Annotated in this window: 12 protein-coding genes, 1 pseudogene and 1 riboswitch; of the genes and pseudogenes, 10 read left to right on the forward strand and 3 right to left on the reverse strand. The window is 66.7% G+C overall.

Features of this window, described 5'->3' with window-relative positions; genetic code table 11:
• Window positions 1–6 precede the first annotated feature (6 nt).
• The 4 genes from ACKN61_RS05800 to clpB all read left to right on the forward strand — a co-directional run bounded on the left by ACKN61_RS05800 (window position 7) and on the right by clpB (window position 6,314).
• Window positions 7–714, forward strand: coding sequence for a DUF4166 domain-containing protein (locus ACKN61_RS05800; protein ID WP_408952690.1), 708 nt, complete (start codon window positions 7–9; stop codon window positions 712–714).
• A gap of 381 nt (window positions 715–1,095) precedes the next feature.
• Complete coding sequence (locus ACKN61_RS05805) at window positions 1,096–2,694, forward strand: hypothetical protein (RefSeq protein ID WP_408952691.1); 1,599 nt, start codon at window positions 1,096–1,098, stop codon at window positions 2,692–2,694.
• A 54-nt stretch (window positions 2,695–2,748) separates the two neighbouring features.
• Window positions 2,749–3,279 (forward strand): lactoylglutathione lyase, encoded by a 531-nt coding sequence (gene gloA / locus ACKN61_RS05810; RefSeq protein ID WP_031371636.1) that lies wholly within the window; start codon window positions 2,749–2,751, stop codon window positions 3,277–3,279.
• 449 nt (window positions 3,280–3,728) lie between these two features.
• Window positions 3,729–6,314 carry an ATP-dependent chaperone ClpB gene (clpB, locus tag ACKN61_RS05815; RefSeq protein WP_408952692.1) on the forward strand — a complete coding sequence of 862 codons (2,586 nt, stop codon included), beginning with the start codon at window positions 3,729–3,731 and terminating at the stop codon, window positions 6,312–6,314.
• A gap of 717 nt (window positions 6,315–7,031) precedes the next feature.
• Here the strand turns inward: clpB and ACKN61_RS05820 are convergent.
• The 3 genes from ACKN61_RS05820 to ACKN61_RS05830 all read right to left on the reverse strand — a co-directional run bounded on the left by ACKN61_RS05820 (window position 7,032) and on the right by ACKN61_RS05830 (window position 12,772).
• Window positions 7,032–7,706 (reverse strand): hypothetical protein, encoded by a 675-nt coding sequence (locus ACKN61_RS05820; RefSeq protein ID WP_408952693.1) that lies wholly within the window; start codon window positions 7,704–7,706, stop codon window positions 7,032–7,034.
• A 43-nt stretch (window positions 7,707–7,749) separates the two neighbouring features.
• Entirely contained in the window at window positions 7,750–9,765 is a 2,016-nt protein-coding gene (locus tag ACKN61_RS05825) for an amidohydrolase family protein (protein WP_408952694.1), read from the reverse strand.
• A 628-nt stretch (window positions 9,766–10,393) separates the two neighbouring features.
• Window positions 10,394–12,772, reverse strand: coding sequence for a TonB-dependent receptor plug domain-containing protein (locus ACKN61_RS05830; protein ID WP_408952695.1), 2,379 nt, complete (start codon window positions 12,770–12,772; stop codon window positions 10,394–10,396).
• A 494-nt stretch (window positions 12,773–13,266) separates the two neighbouring features.
• A riboswitch (cobalamin riboswitch) is annotated at window positions 13,267–13,511 on the forward strand.
• 153 nt (window positions 13,512–13,664) lie between these two features.
• Between ACKN61_RS05830 and btuB the strand changes: the two genes are divergently transcribed.
• From btuB to cbiB, 6 genes and pseudogenes are all read left to right on the forward strand, one after another.
• Window positions 13,665–15,518 carry a TonB-dependent vitamin B12 receptor gene (btuB, locus tag ACKN61_RS05835; RefSeq protein WP_408953769.1) on the forward strand — a complete coding sequence of 618 codons (1,854 nt, stop codon included), beginning with the start codon at window positions 13,665–13,667 and terminating at the stop codon, window positions 15,516–15,518.
• 77 nt (window positions 15,519–15,595) lie between these two features.
• Entirely contained in the window at window positions 15,596–16,186 is a 591-nt protein-coding gene (locus ACKN61_RS05840) for a hypothetical protein (RefSeq protein WP_408952696.1), read from the forward strand.
• A 31-nt stretch (window positions 16,187–16,217) separates the two neighbouring features.
• Window positions 16,218–16,829 (forward strand): hypothetical protein, encoded by a 612-nt coding sequence (locus tag ACKN61_RS05845; RefSeq protein ID WP_408952697.1) that lies wholly within the window; start codon window positions 16,218–16,220, stop codon window positions 16,827–16,829.
• Window positions 16,830–16,864: 35 nt separating this feature from the next.
• Window positions 16,865–17,485 (forward strand): cob(I)yrinic acid a,c-diamide adenosyltransferase, encoded by a 621-nt coding sequence (cobO, locus tag ACKN61_RS05850; protein ID WP_408953770.1) that lies wholly within the window; start codon window positions 16,865–16,867, stop codon window positions 17,483–17,485.
• 190 nt (window positions 17,486–17,675) lie between these two features.
• A complete protein-coding gene (locus tag ACKN61_RS05855; RefSeq protein ID WP_408952698.1) occupies window positions 17,676–18,944 on the forward strand; it encodes a cobyrinate a,c-diamide synthase in 1,269 nt (422 codons plus the stop codon).
• Window positions 18,941–19,864, forward strand: a pseudogene (gene cbiB, locus ACKN61_RS05860) (adenosylcobinamide-phosphate synthase CbiB); the annotation flags it as partial. The gene ACKN61_RS05855 and the pseudogene cbiB, both read left to right, overlap by 4 nt.
• Window positions 19,865–19,868 lie beyond the last annotated feature (4 nt).

The following is a 19,868-nucleotide window of genomic DNA, read 5'->3' on the forward strand; positions in this document are numbered from 1 at the left end:
CAGGCAGTGAAGCAGGCGCCGGAGCGGGATGCGGTGCGATTGGGTGCGCGCGAGGGGCTGTATCCGCGCGCGCTCGGGGTGCGTTTCGTCTACTTGCCGCGAACCTTGCGGCTGCTGCATGGCCAGGGCGGGCGCCGGACCTATCGTGGCGAAGCCCAGGTCGAACGCGGGCGCGGGCTGTGCTCGCGGCTGTTCGCGCGCATCGCCCGCCTGCCCAAGGCGCATGCCGGGCCGATCGAGGTCGAGATCGACGCCAACGCGCGCGGCGAGACCTGGACCCGGCGTTTCGGCAAATCGGCGATGCGCTCGCGGCTGGTCGAGCGCGATGGCCTGGTGTTCGAACGCCTGGGGCCGATGCGGTTCGCGTTCGCGCTGGACCTGGCCGGCGAGTTGCCCGATGCGGCGGCCTCGGGCGTGATGTCGCTCGGCAGCGCGCAGGTGACAGTGTCGTCGGCGGTGATGCCGGCCCAGCTCGCCGACGGGCCGGTGGGGGCGGTGGATGGCGAAAGCGGGGCGAGCGCGGACGAGCCCGGCCTGTCGTGGCGGTTGGTGCGGGTGCGTGCGCTAGGGCTGCCCCTGCCGTCGGGCTGGTTCGCCGGCGTGCGCGCGCGCGAGTTCGAGCGCGACGGGCGCTATCACTTCGACGTCGCCGCGCAGTTGCCGGTCGTGGGCTTGTTGGTGCGCTATCGCGGCTGGTTGGACGTCGAGGGCTGAGCGCGTGCGGCGGGCCGGAGTGTTCTTATCTGGGCTGCTGCGTTTCCTCTGTCGGGTCCCCAGAGGGGGCGTGAGGTTCTATGCTCCGGGAAGGCCGGGTCTGCGGCGAGATCTGCGGATTTCCCCGGGGCGTCGATGGGGGCGTCGCGTTTGCGAGTTCGCGGTCGCCAGCGGCGAGTTCACGAAATCCGACCAGTGCGATCGAGCCCTTGGTGCGAGTTTTCCGCATCGCCACCTATCGCAATCCACCCGCACACGGAGCGCGGGTTCCACCGGGCAGGGATGCGTCGCCTTTCGCGTTTCGAGCACCGACATGACGCCATCGAGTTTCCGCGTTCTTCCCGCCGCTGTCGCCACCGCCCGCAGTGCAGGGTGGGGCCGATGAGCGCCGCCGCGCCGCGCCGCTGGCTGGTAGCAGGCGATCTAAACGGCTTCTTCGGCCTGGTCGTCGACAACCTGTCGATCCTCGGCTTCATCTCCGCGGCCCTGATCGGCATCTTCGGTTTTCCGGCCGAGGTCGTCTATACGCGCATGTTTCCCGGCACCGCGTTCGGCGTGCTGGTCGGCAACCTGATCTACACCTTCATGGCGCGGCGCCTGGCGGCCAAGAGCGGTCGCGACGACGTCACCGCAATGCCGCTGGGCCTGGATGCGCCGACCAGCATCGGCATGGCCTTGCTCGTGCTCGGCCCGGCCTTCGTCGGGTTCAAACAGCAGGGCATGGACGAACAGGCCGCCGCCGTCGCCACCTGGCAACTCGGCATGGCCTCGCTGGTGGTGATGGGCGTGCTGAAGTTCGTATTGTCGTTCGCCGGCGACACCGTCACCCGCCTGATTCCGCGCGCCGGTCTGCTCGGTTCGATCGCCGGCGTGGCCCTGGTGTTGATGGGCTTCCTGCCGCTGATCGAGACCCTGCGTTCGCCGATGGTGGGTTTCATCACTTTGGGGTTGCTGTTGTATGTGCTGATCGCGAAGGGGCGTTTGCCGGTGAAGCTGCCGGGGGTGTTTCTGGCGTTCGTGTTTGGCACGGTGTTGTATTACGGCTTCGGGGCGGTTGGGTTGGGAGCGCCTGGCTTCGAGTGGCCCGAGCCGGCGCCGCTGCGCTTCGTGTTGCCGTGGCCGAGCCTGGGCTTCATCGACGGCCTGGCCTACACCAAACCTTATCTGCCGCTGCTGTTGCCGTTCGGCCTGCTGATGGTGGTCGGCGGCATCAATGTCAGCGAAAGCGCGCGCGCCGCCGGCGATGATTACCGCACCCGCGACATCCTGCTGGCCGAGGCCTTTTCGACCCTGGTCGCCGGCTTCTGCGGCGGCGTCGCCCAGACCACGCCTTACATCGGCCAGCCCGCCTACAAGCACATGGGCGCGCGTAGCGGTTACACCTTGTTGACCGGCTTGTTCATCGGCCTCGGCGGCATCCTCGGCATCGTTTCCGGACTGGTGCAGTGGCTGCCGCTGGCGGTGCTCGCGCCGATCATCGTCTACGTCGCCCTCGACATCACCACCCAGGCCTTCCAGGCCACGCCGAGCAAGCACGCGACCGCGATGGTGTTCGGCTTCCTGCCGTCGGTGGCCTACATGCTGGCGATCAAGACCGGCAACCCGGGCTGGATCGCCCCGGACCACCATGCGCAGCTCATGAACGCGCTCGACGGCCACGGCCTGCCCGAGCTCGCGGTCATCGTGACCCTCGGCAACGGCTTCATCATGACCTCGATGATCTGGACCTCGGCGGTCGCGGCGATGGTCGACGGCCGCCTGCGTCGCGCTGCCGTGTTCCTGTTGGTCGGCGCGGCGTTGAGCCTGTTCGGCATCATCCACTCGGTCGACCCGCGCGGCGGCATTTATCTGCTGTGGGCGCTGGAGGGGCTGCAGCGCACGATTGCCCTGCAATTCATCGGTGCCTACGTCGGCCTGGCGGTTTTGCTGGGCTTGCTGTCTTTGCAACGCAATGCCGTGCCGGCCGAGCCGCAGGCTTGAGAGCGGCCGGGTTTGCCCGCAGATCGTCTATTCCCCTTTGAACCGGCCCACGCCATGTCCTTGCAGAACGAACTCGACGCCGTGCCCGGCGTGACCGCGCGCCCGGAAGCCGCCACCCGCGACTTCGTCTTCAACCACACCATGCTGCGGGTGAAAGATCCGCGCCAGTCGCTGGACTTCTACACCCGCGTGCTCGGCTTCACCCTGGTGCGCAAGCGCGACTTCGCCGAAGCCAAGTTCAGCCTGTACTTCCTGGTGCTGGTGGCCGACCCCGCGCAGATCCCAGCCGAAGAACCCGCGCGCGGCGAATGGTTGCTGAGCCAGCGCGGCGTACTCGAACTGACCCACAACCACGGCACCGAGGACGACGCGGATTTCGCCTACCACGACGGCAACAGCGACCCGCGCGGCTTCGGCCACATCTGCGTGTCGGTGCCCGACATCGAAGCCGCCTGCGCGCGCTTCGAGCAACTCGGCGTCGCTTTCCAGAAACGCCTCAGCGACGGTCGCATGAAGAACATCGCCTTCATCAAGGACCCGGACGGGTATTGGGTCGAGATCCTGCAGCCGAACAGCCTGGTCTGATCCTCTCTGGTTTGATCCTCGGTTCCATACCGCTTTCTATCGCCCCCGGAACACCGCGCAAGCAGATCCCCCCTTTTGAAAAAGGGGGGCAGGGGGGCTTTGCTTTGGCTTTGCTGAGTCGCCATAGCGCGACCCAAAGCAAGTCCCCCGCGCTATAGCGCCGATCAGGCTCCGGACCAACGCCGGGCGCTCGCCCCCTTTGCAAAGGGGGCGTCGGGCAGCGCCACGCTGCCGGACAAGATTCCCCTGTGCGTTCCGCAGTACCCCCCTTTGGAAAAGGGGGGCAGGGGGGATTTGCTTTTGCAGTCAGTTGCCGAACCGGCCAACTGGCGGCCCCCGGAAACCCCGTCCCGCCTTGAATCGCCCCCTCCAGCCCGCATTAACAGGTCATTCGCGGCCGCGGCGCGACACTCGCGCCCCGGGCCGCCATACCTTCGGAGAGACCACTCATGCGGATGGACAAGCTTACCTCGCGCTTCCAGCAGGCGCTGTCGGACGCGCAATCGCTCGCGGTCGGGCGCGACCACAGCGTCATCGAGCCGGCGCATCTGCTGACCGCGCTGCTCGAGCAGAGCGGCGGCAGCACGCGCCCGCTGCTGGCCCAGGCCGGCGTCAACGTGCCGCTGTTGCGTGAGCGCCTCGGCGAGGCGCTGGAGAAGCTGCCCAAGGTGTCGGGCCAGGCCGGGCAAGTCTCGGTCGGCAACGACCTGGCGCGCCTGCTCAACGTCACCGACAAGCTGGCGCAGCAGCGCAACGATGCCTTCATCGCCAGCGAATTGTTCCTGCTTGCCGCGCTCGACGACAGCGGCGAAGTCGGCCGCGCGCTGAAGGCGGCCGGCGCCACCAAGGCCAAGCTCGAACCGGCCATCGACAAACTGCGCGGGGGCGAAAGCGTGCAATCCGAAAACGCCGAAGAACAGCGGCAGGCGCTGGAAAAATACTGCATCGACCTGACCGCGCGCGCCGAGTCCGGCAAGCTCGACCCGGTGGTGGGCCGCGACGAAGAGATCCGCCGCACCATCCAGGTGCTGCAACGCCGGACCAAGAACAACCCGGTGCTGATCGGCGAACCCGGCGTCGGCAAGACCGCGATCGTCGAGGGCCTGGCCCAGCGCATCATCAACAACGAAGTGCCCGAAGGCCTGCGCGGCAAGCGCGTGCTGTCGCTCGACATGGGCGCGTTGATCGCGGGCGCCAAGTTCCGCGGCGAGTTCGAGGAACGCCTCAAGGCGGTGCTCAACGACCTGGCCAAGAACGAGGGCCAGGTGATCTTGTTCATCGACGAGCTGCATACCATGGTCGGCGCCGGCAAGGCCGAGGGCGCGATGGACGCCGGCAACATGCTCAAGCCCGCGCTCGCGCGCGGCGAGCTGCATTGCATCGGTGCGACCACGCTCGACGAATACCGCAAGTACGTCGAGAAAGACGCCGCACTCGAACGCCGCTTCCAGAAGGTGTTCGTCGGTGAGCCGACGGTCGAGGATACCATCGCGATCCTGCGCGGCCTCAAGGAGCGTTACGCCGTGCACCACGGCGTCGAGATCACCGACCCGGCGATCGTCGCCGCGGCGACCCTGTCGCATCGCTACATCGCCGACCGCCAGCTGCCCGACAAGGCCATCGACCTGATGGACGAAGCCGCCTCGCGCATCCGCATGGAGATCGACTCCAAGCCCGAGGAACTCGACCGCAAGGAACGCCGCCTGATCCAGCTCAAGATCCAGCGCGAGGCGCTGAAGAAGGAGAAGGACGCCGAGTCCAAGCAGCGCCTGGCCGATCTTGAAGCCGAGATCGCCACGCTCGAGCGCGAGTTCAACGACCTGGAGGAAATCTGGAAGGCCGAGAAGGCGACCTTGCAGGGCGCGACCAAGATCAAGGAACAGATCGAGCAGGCCAAGCTCGACCTGGAAGCCGCGCAGCGCACTCAGGATTACGCGCGCATGAGCGAAATCCAGTACGGCAAGCTGCCGGAGCTGGAGAAGCAGCTCAAGGCCGCGCAGGAAGCCGAGACCCAGGGCTTCAAGCTGCTGCAGGACAAGGTCACCGCCGAAGAGATCGCCGAAGTCGTCGCGCGCTGGACCGGCATCCCGGTGGCGAAGATGCTCGAAGGCGAGCGCGACAAGTTGCTGAAGATGGAGCAGGCCCTGCACGCGCGCGTGGTCGGCCAGGACGAAGCCGTGCGGGTGGTGTCCGACGCGGTGCGGCGTTCGCGCGCCGGCCTGTCCGACCCGAACCGTCCGAGCGGTTCGTTCCTGTTCCTCGGCCCGACCGGCGTCGGCAAGACCGAGTTGTGCAAGGCGCTGGCCGAGTTTCTGTTCGACTCGGCCGACGCGATGATCCGCATCGACATGAGCGAGTTCATGGAGAAGCACGCGGTCAGCCGCCTGGTCGGCGCGCCTCCGGGCTACGTCGGCTACGAAGAAGGCGGCTACCTGACCGAAGCCGTGCGTCGCCGTCCCTACAGCGTGATCCTGCTCGACGAGGTCGAGAAGGCGCATCCGGACGTGTTCAACATCCTGTTGCAGGTGCTCGACGACGGCCGTCTGACCGATGGCCAGGGCCGCACCGTCGATTTCCGCAACACGGTGATCGTGATGACCTCGAACCTGGGCTCGCAGATGATCCAGGAGATGAATTCCGACGACACGCCCGAGGGCTATACGCAGATGAAGGCGGCGGTGATGGGCGTGGTGCAGGCGCACTTCCGTCCCGAGTTCATCAATCGCCTCGACGACATCGTCGTGTTCCATCCGCTCGACAAGAGCCAGATACGCGAGATCGCCAAGATCCAGCTGCACGGCCTGGAAAAGCGCCTCGCCGAGCGCGGTCTGAAGCTGGCGCTGTCGGATGCCGGCCTGGCCCTGATCGGCAACGTCGGTTTCGACCCGGTCTACGGCGCACGACCGCTCAAGCGCGCGGTGCAGCAGCAGTTGGAGAACCCGCTCGCGCAGAAGATCCTCAGCGGCGAGTTCGTCAGCGGCGACACGATCCGCGTGGATGCGCAGGGTGGGCATCTGGTGTTCGGCAAGGATTGATCGGCGCAACGGATGCCGTATGACCCGCAAAGGCCCGCGATTCGCGGGCCTTTGTTTTTTCATCGTCATCCGTCGGTTGCCGGTCGCGGCTTGCGCCGCTGCTACCCAAGAGCGGCAGCTTTGCTGTTGCTGTTGCTGTGAAAAGCTTGGCGCAGCGACGAGCTTGCGAGAACACCTGGAGACCCGGACGGCGGCGCACAGGACGTGCGCCGTTTTTCGATAGGACAAGGATGTCCTATCGAAAAATCCCGGCGCCGGCATCGCACTCGTGGCCTGTGCCCTTGCAAGGAGAGCCCTTTTCTTTGGTTACTTTCTTTTGGGCTTAGCAAAAGAAAGTAACCCGGCCGCGTAGCGGACGGAAGCTTTGCACTTGCTTATGGCTTTCATACCAGCAAGATCAAACGCTAAAAGCTTCCGCCACTAAAGCGGCGGGTAACTTTCTTTTGTCTAAAGCAACAAAAGAAAGTCACCAAAGAAAAATGCTTTTGCTTTGAATCACAAGCCCGCGTGAGCGGTGCATACGCGGGGCTTTTTCATACGGGACATCCATGTCCCGATGAAAAACGGCGCGCATCCCTGCGCGCCGCCCTTCGGGTCTTCTATTGCCTTCGCGAGTGCCTATCGGCGCACAGCAACCGCAAAATCTTTACGGCAACGGCAACGGCAACGGCAACGGCAACGGCAACGGCAACGGCAACGGCAACGTGCCGGACGGATTTACTTGGCGACGAACTTCAACGGGCCTTTGTAGTCGGGCCAGGCGATCGAGGTTTCGCCGCGCTCGTTCAAGGCTTTCTCTTCGGAGGCGCCGGCGTCGGTACGGACGCTGGCCATCAAAGTCGGCATCCAGAAATTGACCGCGAAGGTCGCGTCCTTGTAAATCACCGGGTTGATGCCCAGCGTGGTGGTCTTGCCCGGTTCGATACGGAAGACGACCACGTTCTCGTTGACGAAGGCGCCTTTATCCAAGATCTTCTGCACGCTGAAAGCGGTGTTCATTTCCAGGCCCACGCCGGTGATGCGATAGTCGCCGGCCGGCAGGGCAAGCGACTCGGACTGGCCGTAGCGGGTCATATGATTGATAGGGAAATCAAGGAACTGCTTGCCGATCATCGTGAAGACGACTTGGTTGTCCTTGACGCCCCATTCCAGGCCGCCGTTACGCAATTGCTTATCGACTTTTTTCGGCAACGGCTTTTCGCTGTTGAACGGTTTGATCTCCAGCAGGAGCGTGCCGGTCGCGGCCGGGACGGTGATCGTGCTCGCCGTGTCCTGAGCGACGGCGGCGCCGCCGAAGCAAAGCGTGAGAGCAAGCAATGTGTTTCGTAACACAGCAAATTTCATGGATCCCCCTGGACCGTGACCGAATGCCGGAATGGCGGCGCGGATCATAGCAGTCGTAGCGCGCCGACCCATCGGCCAGCATCCAGGGATCTCAATCAGCCGCCTTGCGCGGCACGATCCCCAACGCCTTCTCGATCTGCGCCGGGTCGTAGCGCTTGCCGCCCTTGAATACGGCGTCGACTTTGCGGATGTCGTTCATGTCCTGGATCGGGTCGCCGTCGATCAGCACGAGGTCGGCGAGCTTGCCGGGGGCGATCACGCCGCGGTCCTTGTCGACACCGAGCACTTGCGCCGGGGTCAGCGTCGCCAGGCGCAGTACTTCGGCGTTGGCGATGCCGGCGCGGGCGTACAGGATCAACTCGGAGTGCAACATGTAGCCGGCCAGGGCGTCGGTGCCGGGGATGATCGTCACGCCGGCGTCGTGCAGTGCCTTGAGCACGCGCAGCATGGTCGGGAAGGATTGTGCGTAGGCGTGTTCCTCGCCTTTGGGTACCTTCAACGAGCCCCAGCTCAGGTTGCGTTGCGCCTGCGGCGGCAGTCGCGGCGCGACCGTCTTCAAGCCGGGCGGGACCTTGCTCTGCGGGTCGCCGGCGAACAGGTCTTCGGCGATGCCCATGGTCGGGTCAAGCACGGTATGCGTGCGCTTGAGGAAGGCGATGAAATCGCGGACCTCGGCGCGTTCCGGCGGAAACTCGGCGGCATGCGCGGCCGGCTCGGTCAGCCGCGCCATGGTGCGGGTTTCCTGCACGCGCGGATAAAGGAAGTTGAGTTCGACGAACAGGATGTGCTGCAGCTCGTCGGCGCCGGCTTCGATGAACTGGCGCGCCGACATGAAGGCGGGCACGTGGCCGCTGTAGCGCAGGCCGCGGGCATGGGCGCGGTCGGCGATCACCGGCACCAGCTCGGGTTTCAGCGAGGAATAGCTTTTGATCTGCATGTAGCCGTGGTTGGCGTACCAATCGACCGCCTTGATCGCTTCCTCGGGCGTGTCGACCAGCATCTTGGTCGGGCCGGCGTAAGGCCCGGGGCCGTCGATGAAGCCGGCGGCGAGCACGCGCGGGCCGATCTCGGTGCCGGCCTCGAAGCGCTTGACCTTGTCCAGGAAGGCGTCGGTGTTGTTGGCGACGTCGCGGCTGCTGGTGACGCCGTTGGCGATGTCCATCGCGCCGTCGGAGTCGCCGTAATGCTTGTGCACGTCCCACAGGCCGGGCATCAGGAAGCGGCCGCCGGCGTCGAGGATCTCCGCGTTAGCCGGTGGCTTGAGCGCGGCGTCGGCGGCGACGCGGACGATGCGTTCGCCTTCGACCAGGACGCTGGTGTTCGGCGTCACCGACAGGTCGCGTGGGTCGTAGAGGCGCGCGTTGCGGATCAACAACGGGCCTTTCGGCGTGTGGGTCAGTTCGCGCGCCAACCTCAGCGACCACTCGGCGCCGGCGCGTTCCTGGAATTCGATCAGTTTGGCGAGCGAATCCTTGTATTCGGGGGAGAGGATCGAGACCCAGCCCGAGGCCATGATCAGCGCGGCCGTGTTGCCTTCCGCGTCCAGCCAGACCGAGCCGGGCGTGTAGTCGAGCCCTGACACGCGATACAAGGACAGGGTCGCCGGCCCCTTGGCCGTCGTCACCTCAAGGGTGCCGGCGCTGTCGAGCCGCGCCTCGCCGGCCGGCAGCAGCGCGAGCTTGCGCTCGGGCGCTTTCAGCAGCGCCCGCACCAGCACGCCCTGGATTTCCGGGGTGGCGTTGAGCGGCAGGAAAAAGGCCGGCGCGGTCAGGGCCTTTTCGCCTTGCTCGCTGTCGTTCTTCCAGCGCGCCTTGCCGTCGCGCACGCTGAAGCTCTCTTCGACCGAAACTTTCAGATAGTTGTGGCCGCTGCCGCGGTACTCGACCGGAATACCGGCGGCATCGAGCGTCCATTCGGTCTTGAGGTGGTCGCCGCGGCCGCGGTCGCTGTACTGGTATTCGACGCGCGTGCTGCCGTCGTTCGCGGTTTCGACGATCTGCTGGCCGGCGGGTTTGCCTTGCAGCAGCATGATCTGTTCGCGCTTGGCGGGCGCGGCGATGACGTTCGAAATCGCCAGGGACAGCAACAGCGCAACGGTCGAACGCATGGCGGACACCTCGGGCATTCGCGGCGGGGCCGCTGGGCCGGGCCGATCGCAGGCGCCCGCAGCGGCGAGGTCCTCTTTATAGCCGATCCGCCGATCCGCGAAATGTACTGCGATCGACGAAAAGCGACGGCCCGGGAGTTCGGGCCGTCGCGGTGCATGTTTCTAGCAAGAGCAGAGTTCCATCCCTGTAGGAGCGACGTTAGTCGCGACCAAGGAACGCGCAGAAGCAGCGCTGCCGATGATATTGATCGAAGCGGCGTGCCGTCGCGAGGGTAGGAGCGGCGCAAGCCGCGACCGCGCCCTGCCGGCCTCCGGCGTCTCCTTCAATCATGAGCAAAGCTTCCGTCCGCTGACGCGGCCGGGTTACTTTCTTTTGCTGGCCCAAAAGTCCGTCTGGATTCCCTTCGGTCAAAAGTAACCAAAGGGAGGGCTCTCCTTGCAAGGGCACAGGCCACGAGTGCGATGCCGGCGCCGGGATTTTTCGATAAGACGTCCCTGTCTTATCGAGTCATTCCTTTTTAAAGGCTGGGCGCACGTCCTGTGCGCCGCCCTCCGGGTCTTCATTTGACCGGCAAGGCGGCAGAGCCGCCGAGCAAATCAAAATCACTGCAACGCAGCGCCGCGTGCCTTACCACTTATAGCCGACCTTGATGTAGCCGAAGGCGCCGTTGAAGCCGAACGGCGAGGCGGTGTTGTACGGCAGGTAATTGCGGGTGCCGCGCACCAGATTGGACTCGTCCGGATAGGCGTCGAGGACGTTGTCGCCGCCGATGGTGAAGTCCCAGTTGTTGAGGCGGTAGGTCGCGGCCAGGTCCAGGGTCCATTCGTCGCCGAAGGTCTGGTCCTGACGCGGGTCGGTCGCGTGCAGCTCGGTGAACTCGCCGTAGCGGGTGGCGGTGGCGGTGAAGTTCCAGTTGCCGGTCTTCCAGTCGCCGGCGAGGAAGAACTTGTCGCGCGGCGCGCCCTTGGTGATGCGTCCGATCTCGGTGCGGCCGATGCGCACCGCGGCCGGGTCGATCGCGGCCAGGCGCGGCGGGTTCGGGGCGATCTTGTCGATCTCGGTCTTGGAGTAGTTGTAGCCCGCGGTGAGGTTGAGCTTGCCCGAGCCGACGTCCCAACCGTAGGTGGCGATGATGTCCACGCCCTTGGTGTCGGTGTCGACGGCATTGGTGAAGTAGCGGCCGCCGCCGATGCCGGGATAGCCGTTGGCGTTGAGGTAGTTGCGCACCGCGGTACTGGTCAGGTTTTCCGACAGCAGGATGCGGTCCTTCACCTGGATGTTGTAGGCGTCGATGGTGATGTAGAGCTGGTCGGCCGGCTGCAGCACCAGGCCCAGGCTGTAGTTGGTCGACTCTTCCGCCTTCAGCGCTTCCGAGCCCAGGGCGATGGCGGCCGGGTTGTCGACGCGGAAGGTGCCGATCTCGTACGGAATGCCGCTGATGAAGTTGGTGGCGATCGACTGGAAGAACTGCTGCTGCAGCGACGGCGCGCGGAAGCCGGTCGAGGCGGTGGCGCGCAGGGCGACCTTGTCGGTGAAGGCGTAGCGGCCGGACAGCTTGCCCGAGGTGGTTTCGCCGAAATCGCTGTAGGTCTCGTAACGCGCGGCGGCGCCGAGCGAGAACTTGTCGGTCAGGTCGGCTTCGGCGTCGATGTAGACCGAATAGCTGTGACGGTCGAAGTCGCCGGCATCGCTGGCGCGGAAGCCGGAGAACACCTGCGCACCCGGGATGATCTGGCCGTTCGGCGCGGCCACGCCGCCGTTGGCATAGGACAGCGGCTCGCCGGCGCGTTCGGAGAACTCTTCGCCGCGCCATTCCGCGCCCCAGGCGAAGGTCACCGGGTACTGCCAGCCGAAGTCGACCGACTTGGTGAAGTCCAGGTTGAGCACGTGCTGGGTGACTTCCAGCGCACCGGCGTAGAACTGCGTCGGCGAGGTCGGGCCGAGGCTGCGGTTGAGGGTGTTCTCGATATCGAAGGTCAGGCCGTTGTGGCCGTAGTTGTAGCTCAGGTCGATCTGGGTGCCGCCGGCGGTTTCGCTGCGCAGGCCGAACACCGCGGCGCGGTCCTTGCTGACGTTGTGAATCTGCGGCAGGAAGCCGTTCGGGTAGATCGTCGGGATGTTGCGCGGGTCGCCGGCGAAGCGGAAGTAACCGTTGGAGAGCACGTCGCGTTCGCTGTAGCTGCCGAACGAATAGAAGCTCAGGTAATCGGTCGGGCTGTATTCGCCGTTGTAGGCGAACGCGCCCTGGTCGATCTCGGGATCGCCGTAGCGCTGCTCGACGCGGCCCTGGAACGGGCGTGCACGATTGGTCTGGTCCTGGTGCCCGCCTTGCGCGGCCAAGTGCAGCCAGCCGTTCTCGCCGAGCTTGATGCCGGTGTCGCCGGACAACTGGTACTGCTTGCCGTCGCCGGCGCTGTACTGGCCGTAGCGCGCGGCGATGCTGCCGGTGCCCGGCTTGTTGCCCTTAAGCACGACGTTGATGACGCCGGCGATGGCGTCGGAGCCGTACTGGGCCGAGGCGCCGTCGCGCAGCACTTCGACGCGTTCGATCGCGGCGATCGGAATCGCGTTGAGATCGACCGGCGAGGAGCCGCGGCCCTGGCTGCCGTTGAGGTTGATCAGGGCGGTGGTGTGGCGGCGCTTGCCGTTGACCAGCACCAGCACCTGGTCGGGGGCGAGGCCGCGGAGCTGCGCCGGGCGCACCGCGTCGGTGCCGTCGGTGATGGCCGGGCGCGGGAAGTTGAGCGAGGGCAGGGCGCGCGACAGTGCGGTGGCCAGCTCGACGGTGCCGGTGGCTTCCAGGGTCTCCGGGGTGATGATGTCGATCGGCGCGGTGGACTCTGCGACGGTGCGGTCGCTGACGCGGGTGCCGGTGACGATGACCTGGTCCAGGGTCTTGGGATCGCTTTGCGGCGCGTCCTGCGCGTAGACCGGCGCGGCGAGCGCTACCAGGAGGCCGAGGGCCAGAGGGTGACGTGAACCGGCGAAGGTGCGGCGGACGTGCATGACGACTCCTTGATGGGGATGACAGCGATGTCATTCGGATTTAACACGAACGTAACAACCGGTCAATGAAGCGGCCAAATTCTGCCTAACGCAAGTAGTAGAAAAGTGGTAATGGCACACTCTTTGCGGAATCTGGGGGTGGGCCGATGGCCGCTGCGCCTGGCCCGCTTGGCGCTTTCTGGCCCTCATCCCCGTTAAGCCTTCATCTCTAGCAAGCTGTCATTCCCCCCGGGTCGTCATCCCCGCGAAGGCGGGGATCCACCGGGTTTTCGTGCGAGAACGCTTGAAGTCTCTGCGGGCCCGGCGAGGCGCGCAGCGCGCCCAGGCGTTCATGGATGCGCGAGCCAGTGGCTCGCACGCGCATCCATTCACCCCCGCCTGCGCGGGGATGACGATCCGGGGGCTAAGCCCGGCGAGGGGCGCCCTGGCCGCAATCCAGAGACTTCAAGCGCCCTCGCATGAATTCCCGTGGCGTCCCGACCGCGCTCGACTGCTAAGATGCGCGCGCTCAAGGTGATCGCCGACACACAATCGGCGATTGAAACGGGAATCCGGTCCCCGCTTCTGGCGTTCGCCAGGTCGGTCAATCCGGAGCTGCCCCCGCAACGGTAAGCGAGTACACGCACCGCACGACGCCACTGTGTTCCGACACGGGAAGGCGCGGTACGGGAGACCCGGTCCGATCTCGGACCGCCTCCACTCGCAAGCCCGGAGACCGGCCCGGAGCGCGAACCGACAGGCGGAGGGCCATGTCTCGGGGCATCGGCGCGCGCGCCGTCTCTCCGTTCCGCCATCCCCCTGTCACGACCTGGTCTAGACCGCGCGGGTGAGGCGCGGCCATGGAGAGCCGACTGTGACGTTCCGTTTTTCCGCTGTTCCGCGCCTTGCGCGCATTCCCGCGCGCTGCGCTTTCGTATTCGCCGGTTCCGCATTCGCCGCCGCCGCACTGGCCGCGCCCGCAGTCGATCTCGACCAGATCGTGGTCACCGCGAGCCGCACCGCCCAGACCCAGGACGCCACGCTCGCCGCGGTGACCGTGATCGATCGCGCGCAGATCGAACGCCTGCAGCCGTCGTCGTTGCCGGAACTGTTGCGCGGCACGCCGGGCGCTTCCTTGGCCAATAACGGCGGCCCGGGCAAGGCGACGTCGCTGTTCCTGCGCGGCAGCGAGTCCGACCACGTGCTGGTGCTGATCGACGGGGTCAAGATCGGTTCGGCGACCAGCGGCGGCGCCTCGCTGCAGGACATTCCGGTCGAGCAGATCGAACGCGTCGAGATCGTGCGCGGCCCGTTCTCCAGCCTGTACGGCTCCGAAGCCATCGGCGGCGTCATCCAGATATTCACCCGGCGGCCGCAGGGCGCGTTCGTGCCGAGCTTCAGCGCCTCGGTCGGCAGCTACGCCACCCATCGCGCGACCGCCGGCGTCGCCGGCAAGGGCGAACGCGGCTGGTATTCGATCAACGCCGCCCACGAAGACACCGACGGCATCAACGCCTGCCGCGGCAAGCCCTCGCCGGGCGGCGCGGGTTGTTTCACCAACTCGCCGGACCGCGACGGCTATCGCAACGATTCGCTGACCCTGCAGGGCGGCTACCGCTTCAACGAGCAATGGGACGCCGAAGCGCGCTTGTTCCGCACCAAAAACCATAACGAGTACGACGGCAGCCAGAACAACGAGGCCGACGGCGTGCAGCAGGTCGCCGGCGCCAAGCTGCGCTACCGGCCCAGCGAGCGCGTCAGCCTCAGCGCCAGCGCCGGCCGCAGCGAAGACCTCAGCGACACTTACAAGAACGGCAAATACTCCAGCACCTTCGAGACCCGGCGCCAGCTCGGCTCGGTGCAGGGCGACATCGGCATCGGCAGCGGCCTGCTCACGCTCGGGTTCGACTGGCAGCGCGACCGCATCGACAGCAATACCCGCTATGCCCGCGACGCCCGCATCCTGCGCGGTGCCTTCGGCCAGTGGCAGCAGAGTTTCGGCGCGCATGCGCTGCAGGCCAGCCTGCGCCGCGACGACGACAGCCAGTTCGGCGGCGAGACCACGGGCAGCCTGCTGTGGGGTTGGAACCTCAGCGAGGCGCTGCGTTTGACCGCGAGCTACGGCACCGCGTTCAAGGCACCGACCTTCAACGAGTTGTACTACCCGGGCTACGGCAATGCCGGCTTGTCGCCGGAAACCTCGCGCAGCGTCGAAATCGGCCTGCGCGGCACCCACGGCGAGCGCCGCCAGCACGTGTGGTCGCTCAATGCTTACGAGAGCGACATCGACGACTTGATCGCGTTCGATTCCTCGATCGGCTTGCCCGGCAACGTCGACCGCGCGCGCATCCGCGGCCTGGAAGCGGCGTTCGACACCCGCCTGGCCGATTGGGACCTGCGCGCCAGCGCGACCTGGCTGGACCCGCGCAACGACAGCCGCAGCGCCAGCCGCGACAAATTCCTGCCGCGGCGTGCGCGGCAGAGCGCGCGCATCGATGCCGACCGCCGCATCGCGGTCGGCAACGGCGCATGGTCGTTCGGCGCCAGCGTTTATGCCGCGGGCGATCGCTATGATGACCTGGCCAATACGCGTCGCCTGGCTGGCTACGCGCTCACCGATCTGCGCCTGGGCTACGCCTTCAACGAGGCCTGGAGCGTGCAGCTGGCGGCGAACAACGTGTTCGATCGCCGTTACGAAACCGCCGCTTTCTACAACCAGCCCGGCCGCAATTATCTGTTGACCTTGCGTTACCGGCCTTCCCGCTGACGGATCAGCAGCCTCGGCCCGCGTCCGCGGGCTTTGCCGGCAACCACCGCGTTGCCGGCGCCTATCGAGAGTCGCCGATGAAAAATTTGCCCGGTCCCATTCAATTAAGCCTGTCGTGCCTGTTGTTGATGGCGATGATCGCCACGCGCTTCCATCATTTCGGCGATCTGTTGCATCTGCCCGATGCCTCGATGGCGGCGTTCTTTCTCGGCGGCCTGTATCTGCGCCGGCACTTGGGCTACGCGGTGTTCCTGCTCGCGGCGGTCGCCATCGACTACTTCGCGATCACCGGGCGCGGCCTGAATTTCTTCGACCACTACTGCGTGACTCCGTCGTATGCCTTCCTGCTGCTGGCCTATGCCGTGCTGTGGTACGCCGGGCGCTGGTATGCGCCGCGCATGCCGGCCGGTTGGCGCGGATTCGGGCGTGCGTTAGGCGTGGCCTTCGCCGCCGCCAGCGTGTCGTTCCTGATTTCCAATGGCGCCTTCTACTGGTTCGGCGGTCGCTACGCCGAGCCGAACTTCGCCGAGTACCTAAGCCGGGTCTGGCGCTGGGGCCCGCTGTTCGTGCGTACCACCATGAGTTACATCGCGGTCGCGTTCGTCGCGCACGCGGCGATCGCGCGCATCGCCCGTCCGCCGGGCTCGCAGCCGACCACGAACCGTTGATAGTCGTCCCTTCGCGTTCCGGAGCTTGAGCATGTCGAACCCTCTACCCGTCGTCTCCACCGCGGCGCTGCCGCTGGAATCGCGACAGGCGCTGATCGCGACCGCCGCGTCGCTGGCGCTGCTGATGATCTGCACCCGCGGTCAACACTTCGCCAGCGTCGACGCTTTGCCCAGTGCGTCGTGGGCGGTGTTTTTCCTGGTCGGCGCCTTGCTGCGTCCGGTCTGGGCGTTCCCGGCGTTCTTCGTGTTGTCCTCGGCGCTCGACCTGGGCAGCCTGGCGCTCGGCCGCATCACCGACTGGTGTTTGTCGCCGGCCTATTGGGCGCTGGCCCTGGCCTACGGCGCGCTGTGGTTCGGCGGCCGCTTGTATGCGCGCATCCACCGCGATCATTGGGGCACGGTGCCGCGGCTGGTGTTGGTGGTGCTGGCGACTTCGGTCGTGACTTACCTGATTTCCAAGGGCGGGTTTTATTTCCTGTCGGGACGTTATCCGGACGCGAGCCTGGCCGGTTTCATCGACCGCATTCCGCAGTACTACCCGCGCGCCCTCGGCACCTTGGCCGGTTATGTCGGCCTGGCTTTCGGGGTTTATGCGGTCGCGCGCAGCCTGGTCCTGCGCCAGCGCAGCGGAGCGCCGGCATGAGCGCGGATAACAACAACGGCGGCAAGAACGACGGCATGGGCGACCGCGCGGGCTTCGCGGCGAGCAGCGAAGAGCGCCACCGCGAACGCATGCAGCGCAAGAAGGAACTGATCGACCGCAAGATCGCCCAGGCGACCATCGAGCGCGGCGTGCTGGTGGTCAACACCGGCAACGGCAAGGGCAAGAGTTCTTCGGGCTTCGGCATGCTCGCGCGTTCGCTCGGGCACGGTTTCAAGTGCGGGGTGGTGCAGTTCATCAAGGGCAGCTTCTCGACCGGCGAAGAGGCTTTCTTCCGGCGTTTCGAGGAACTGGACTATCACGTGATGGGCGAGGGCTTCACCTGGGAGACTCAGGACAAGGAGCGCGACATCCGCGCCGCGCAGTCGGCCTGGACGATCGCGGCGAAGATGATGGCCGACCCCGGCTACGACTTCGTCCTGCTCGACGAATTGAACATCGCCCTGGCGCACCGCTACATCGCGCTCGACGACGTGCTGGCCGCGGTCGCGGCGCGGCCGGAGCGGCAGCACGTGGTCATCACCGGCCGCGGCGCCCCCGATGCCCTGATCGAAGCGGCCGACACCGTCACCGAGATGCGCGTGGTCAAGCATGCCTTCAAGGCGGGGATCAAGGCGCAGAAGGGGATCGAGCTTTAGGGTGGGAATCGGGAATGGAGAATCGGGAATCGTAAGAGCGGGATTCGTAGACACTGATGGGACGAGCGATATGTCTTCTGGCAACGAAAAATTAGGCGAAATCTCCGACGCACGCGTGGGCACGATTGACGCTGCGGCTTCGGCCGATTCCCGATTCCCCATTCCCGATTCCCGGCACCATTGTCCCGCCTTGCTCGTCTCCGCCCCCGCCTCCGGCCAGGGCAAGACCAGCGTCACCGCGGCGATCGCGCGCTGGCATGCGCGTCAGGGCCGACGGGTGCGGGTGTTCAAGACCGGGCCGGACTTTCTCGACCCGATGGTGCTCGAGCGCGCCAGCGGTCATCGCGTCTATCAGCTGGATCTTTGGATGTGCGGCGAGCAGGACGTGCGCGCGCGTTTGCATGCGGCCGCGGGCGAAGCCGACCTGATCCTGATCGAAGGCGTGATGGGCCTGTTCGACGGCACGCCGTCGAGCGCCGACCTCGCCGAGCGGTTGGGCGTGCCGGTGCTCGCGGTCATCGACGGTTCGGCGATGGCGCAGACCTTCGGTGCCCTGGCGACCGGGCTCGCGCGCTATCGCGAAGGACTGCGGGTGTACGGCGTCGCCGCCAACCGCATCGGCAGCGCTTATCACGCGCAGTTGTTGCGCGAGAGTCTGCCGGCCGATCTGCGCTGGCTCGGCGCCTTGCCGCGCGACCCCGGCCTGGCCTTGCCCGAGCGTCATCTCGGCCTGGTCGCCGCCGGCGAACTCGGCGATCTGGATGCGCGTCTCGATGCGCTGGCCGATGCCTGGGGCCAACACGCCGACGCCGAGCTGCCGCCGCCGGTCGCGTTCGCGGCGGCCGAGGCGGAGCAGGTGCCCGCGCAATTGCAAGGCGTACGCATCGCCATCGCCCGCGACGCCGCGTTCTGTTTCCTGTATCCGGCCAATCTCGATCTGCTGCGCGCGGCCGGCGCCGAGCTCAGGTTCTTCTCGCCGCTGGCCGGCGACGGCCTGCCCGACTGCGATGCGGTGTGGCTGCCCGGTGGCTATCCGGAACTGCATCTGTCGGCCCTAGCCGGCAATCACGCTCTGCGCGAGGCCTTGCACGCGCATCGCGACACCGACAAACCGCTGCTGGCCGAGTGCGGCGGTCTGCTGTATGCGCTCGGCTCATTGACCGATCGCGACGGCGAGCGCGCCGCCATGGCCGGCTTGCTGCCAGGGCATGCGGTCATGCAGACGCGCATGGCCGCGCTCGGTCTGCAATCGGTCGAACTGCCCGAGGGCCGCTTGCGCGGGCACACCTTCCATTACGCGCGCGCCGAGATCGGGGCCGCGGCGATCGCCGAGTCGGTCAACCCGAACGGCGGGCCGAGCCGCGAAGCGGTGTATCGCGACCGCCGCATGAGCGCGAGTTTCGTCCACTTCTATTTCCCCTCGAACCCGGCCGCAGCGCTCAAGCTCCTGCAGCCATGAGCCCGCCGACGCTCGCCATCGCGATGCTGTCGGGCGTGGTGCTCGATCGTCTGCTCGGCGAACCGCGGCGCGCGCATCCGCTTGTCGCCTTCGGGCGCATGGCGCGGGCGATCGAGGCTGGTTGCTATGGCGACCGTCGTGGGCGAGGGGTGATGGCCTGGGCCGCGGCGGTATTGCCGGCGAGTCTGCTCGCGGCCTGGCTGCAGCTCGAACTGCAGGCGCGCTCGCCGTGGCTGGCGGCCGCCTATGCGGCCGGCGTGCTGTATCTGACCCTCGGCCTGCGCAGCCTCGGCGAACACGCCGCGCCGGTCGCGCGCGCCCTGCGCGACGGCGACCTGGATGCGGCCCGCGCAGCGGTCGGCCGCATCGTCAGTCGCGACACCGCGGCGCTCGATGGCGAGCGCGTCGCCGCCGCGGCCACCGAGTCGGTGCTCGAGAACGGCAACGATGCGGTGTTCGGCGCGCTGTTCTGGTTTGCGTTGCTGGGGCCGGCCGGGGCGGTGATGTACCGGCTGGCCAATACCCTCGATGCGATGTGGGGCTATCGCACGCCGCGCTACGAACGTTTTGGATGGGCCGCGGCGCGCATCGACGATGCACTGAACTGGGTGCCGGCGCGTCTGACCGCCGCGACCTATGCCGTGCTCGGAGACACCGCCACGGCGTTGCGCTGCTGGCGCCGGCAGGCGCCGCTATGGGACAGCCCGAATGCGGGCCCGGTGATGGCGGCGGGGGCGGGTGCGCTGCGCGTACGCCTCGGCGGCGCCGCGCCGTACCACGGTGTGTGGGAGCAAAGGCCGGCGCTCGGCGAAGGGCCGGCGCCGGATGCGCGATCCATCGTGCGGGCGCAAGGCTTGGTCGGGCGCGGCGTCGCGTTGTGGTTGTTGACGGTGGCGGCATTCGCGGTGGCGCATGCCGTGATTC

This window comes from Lysobacter sp. Hz25, from assembly GCF_046097045.1.
Classification (GTDB): domain Bacteria; phylum Pseudomonadota; class Gammaproteobacteria; order Xanthomonadales; family Xanthomonadaceae; genus Lysobacter; species Lysobacter antibioticus_B.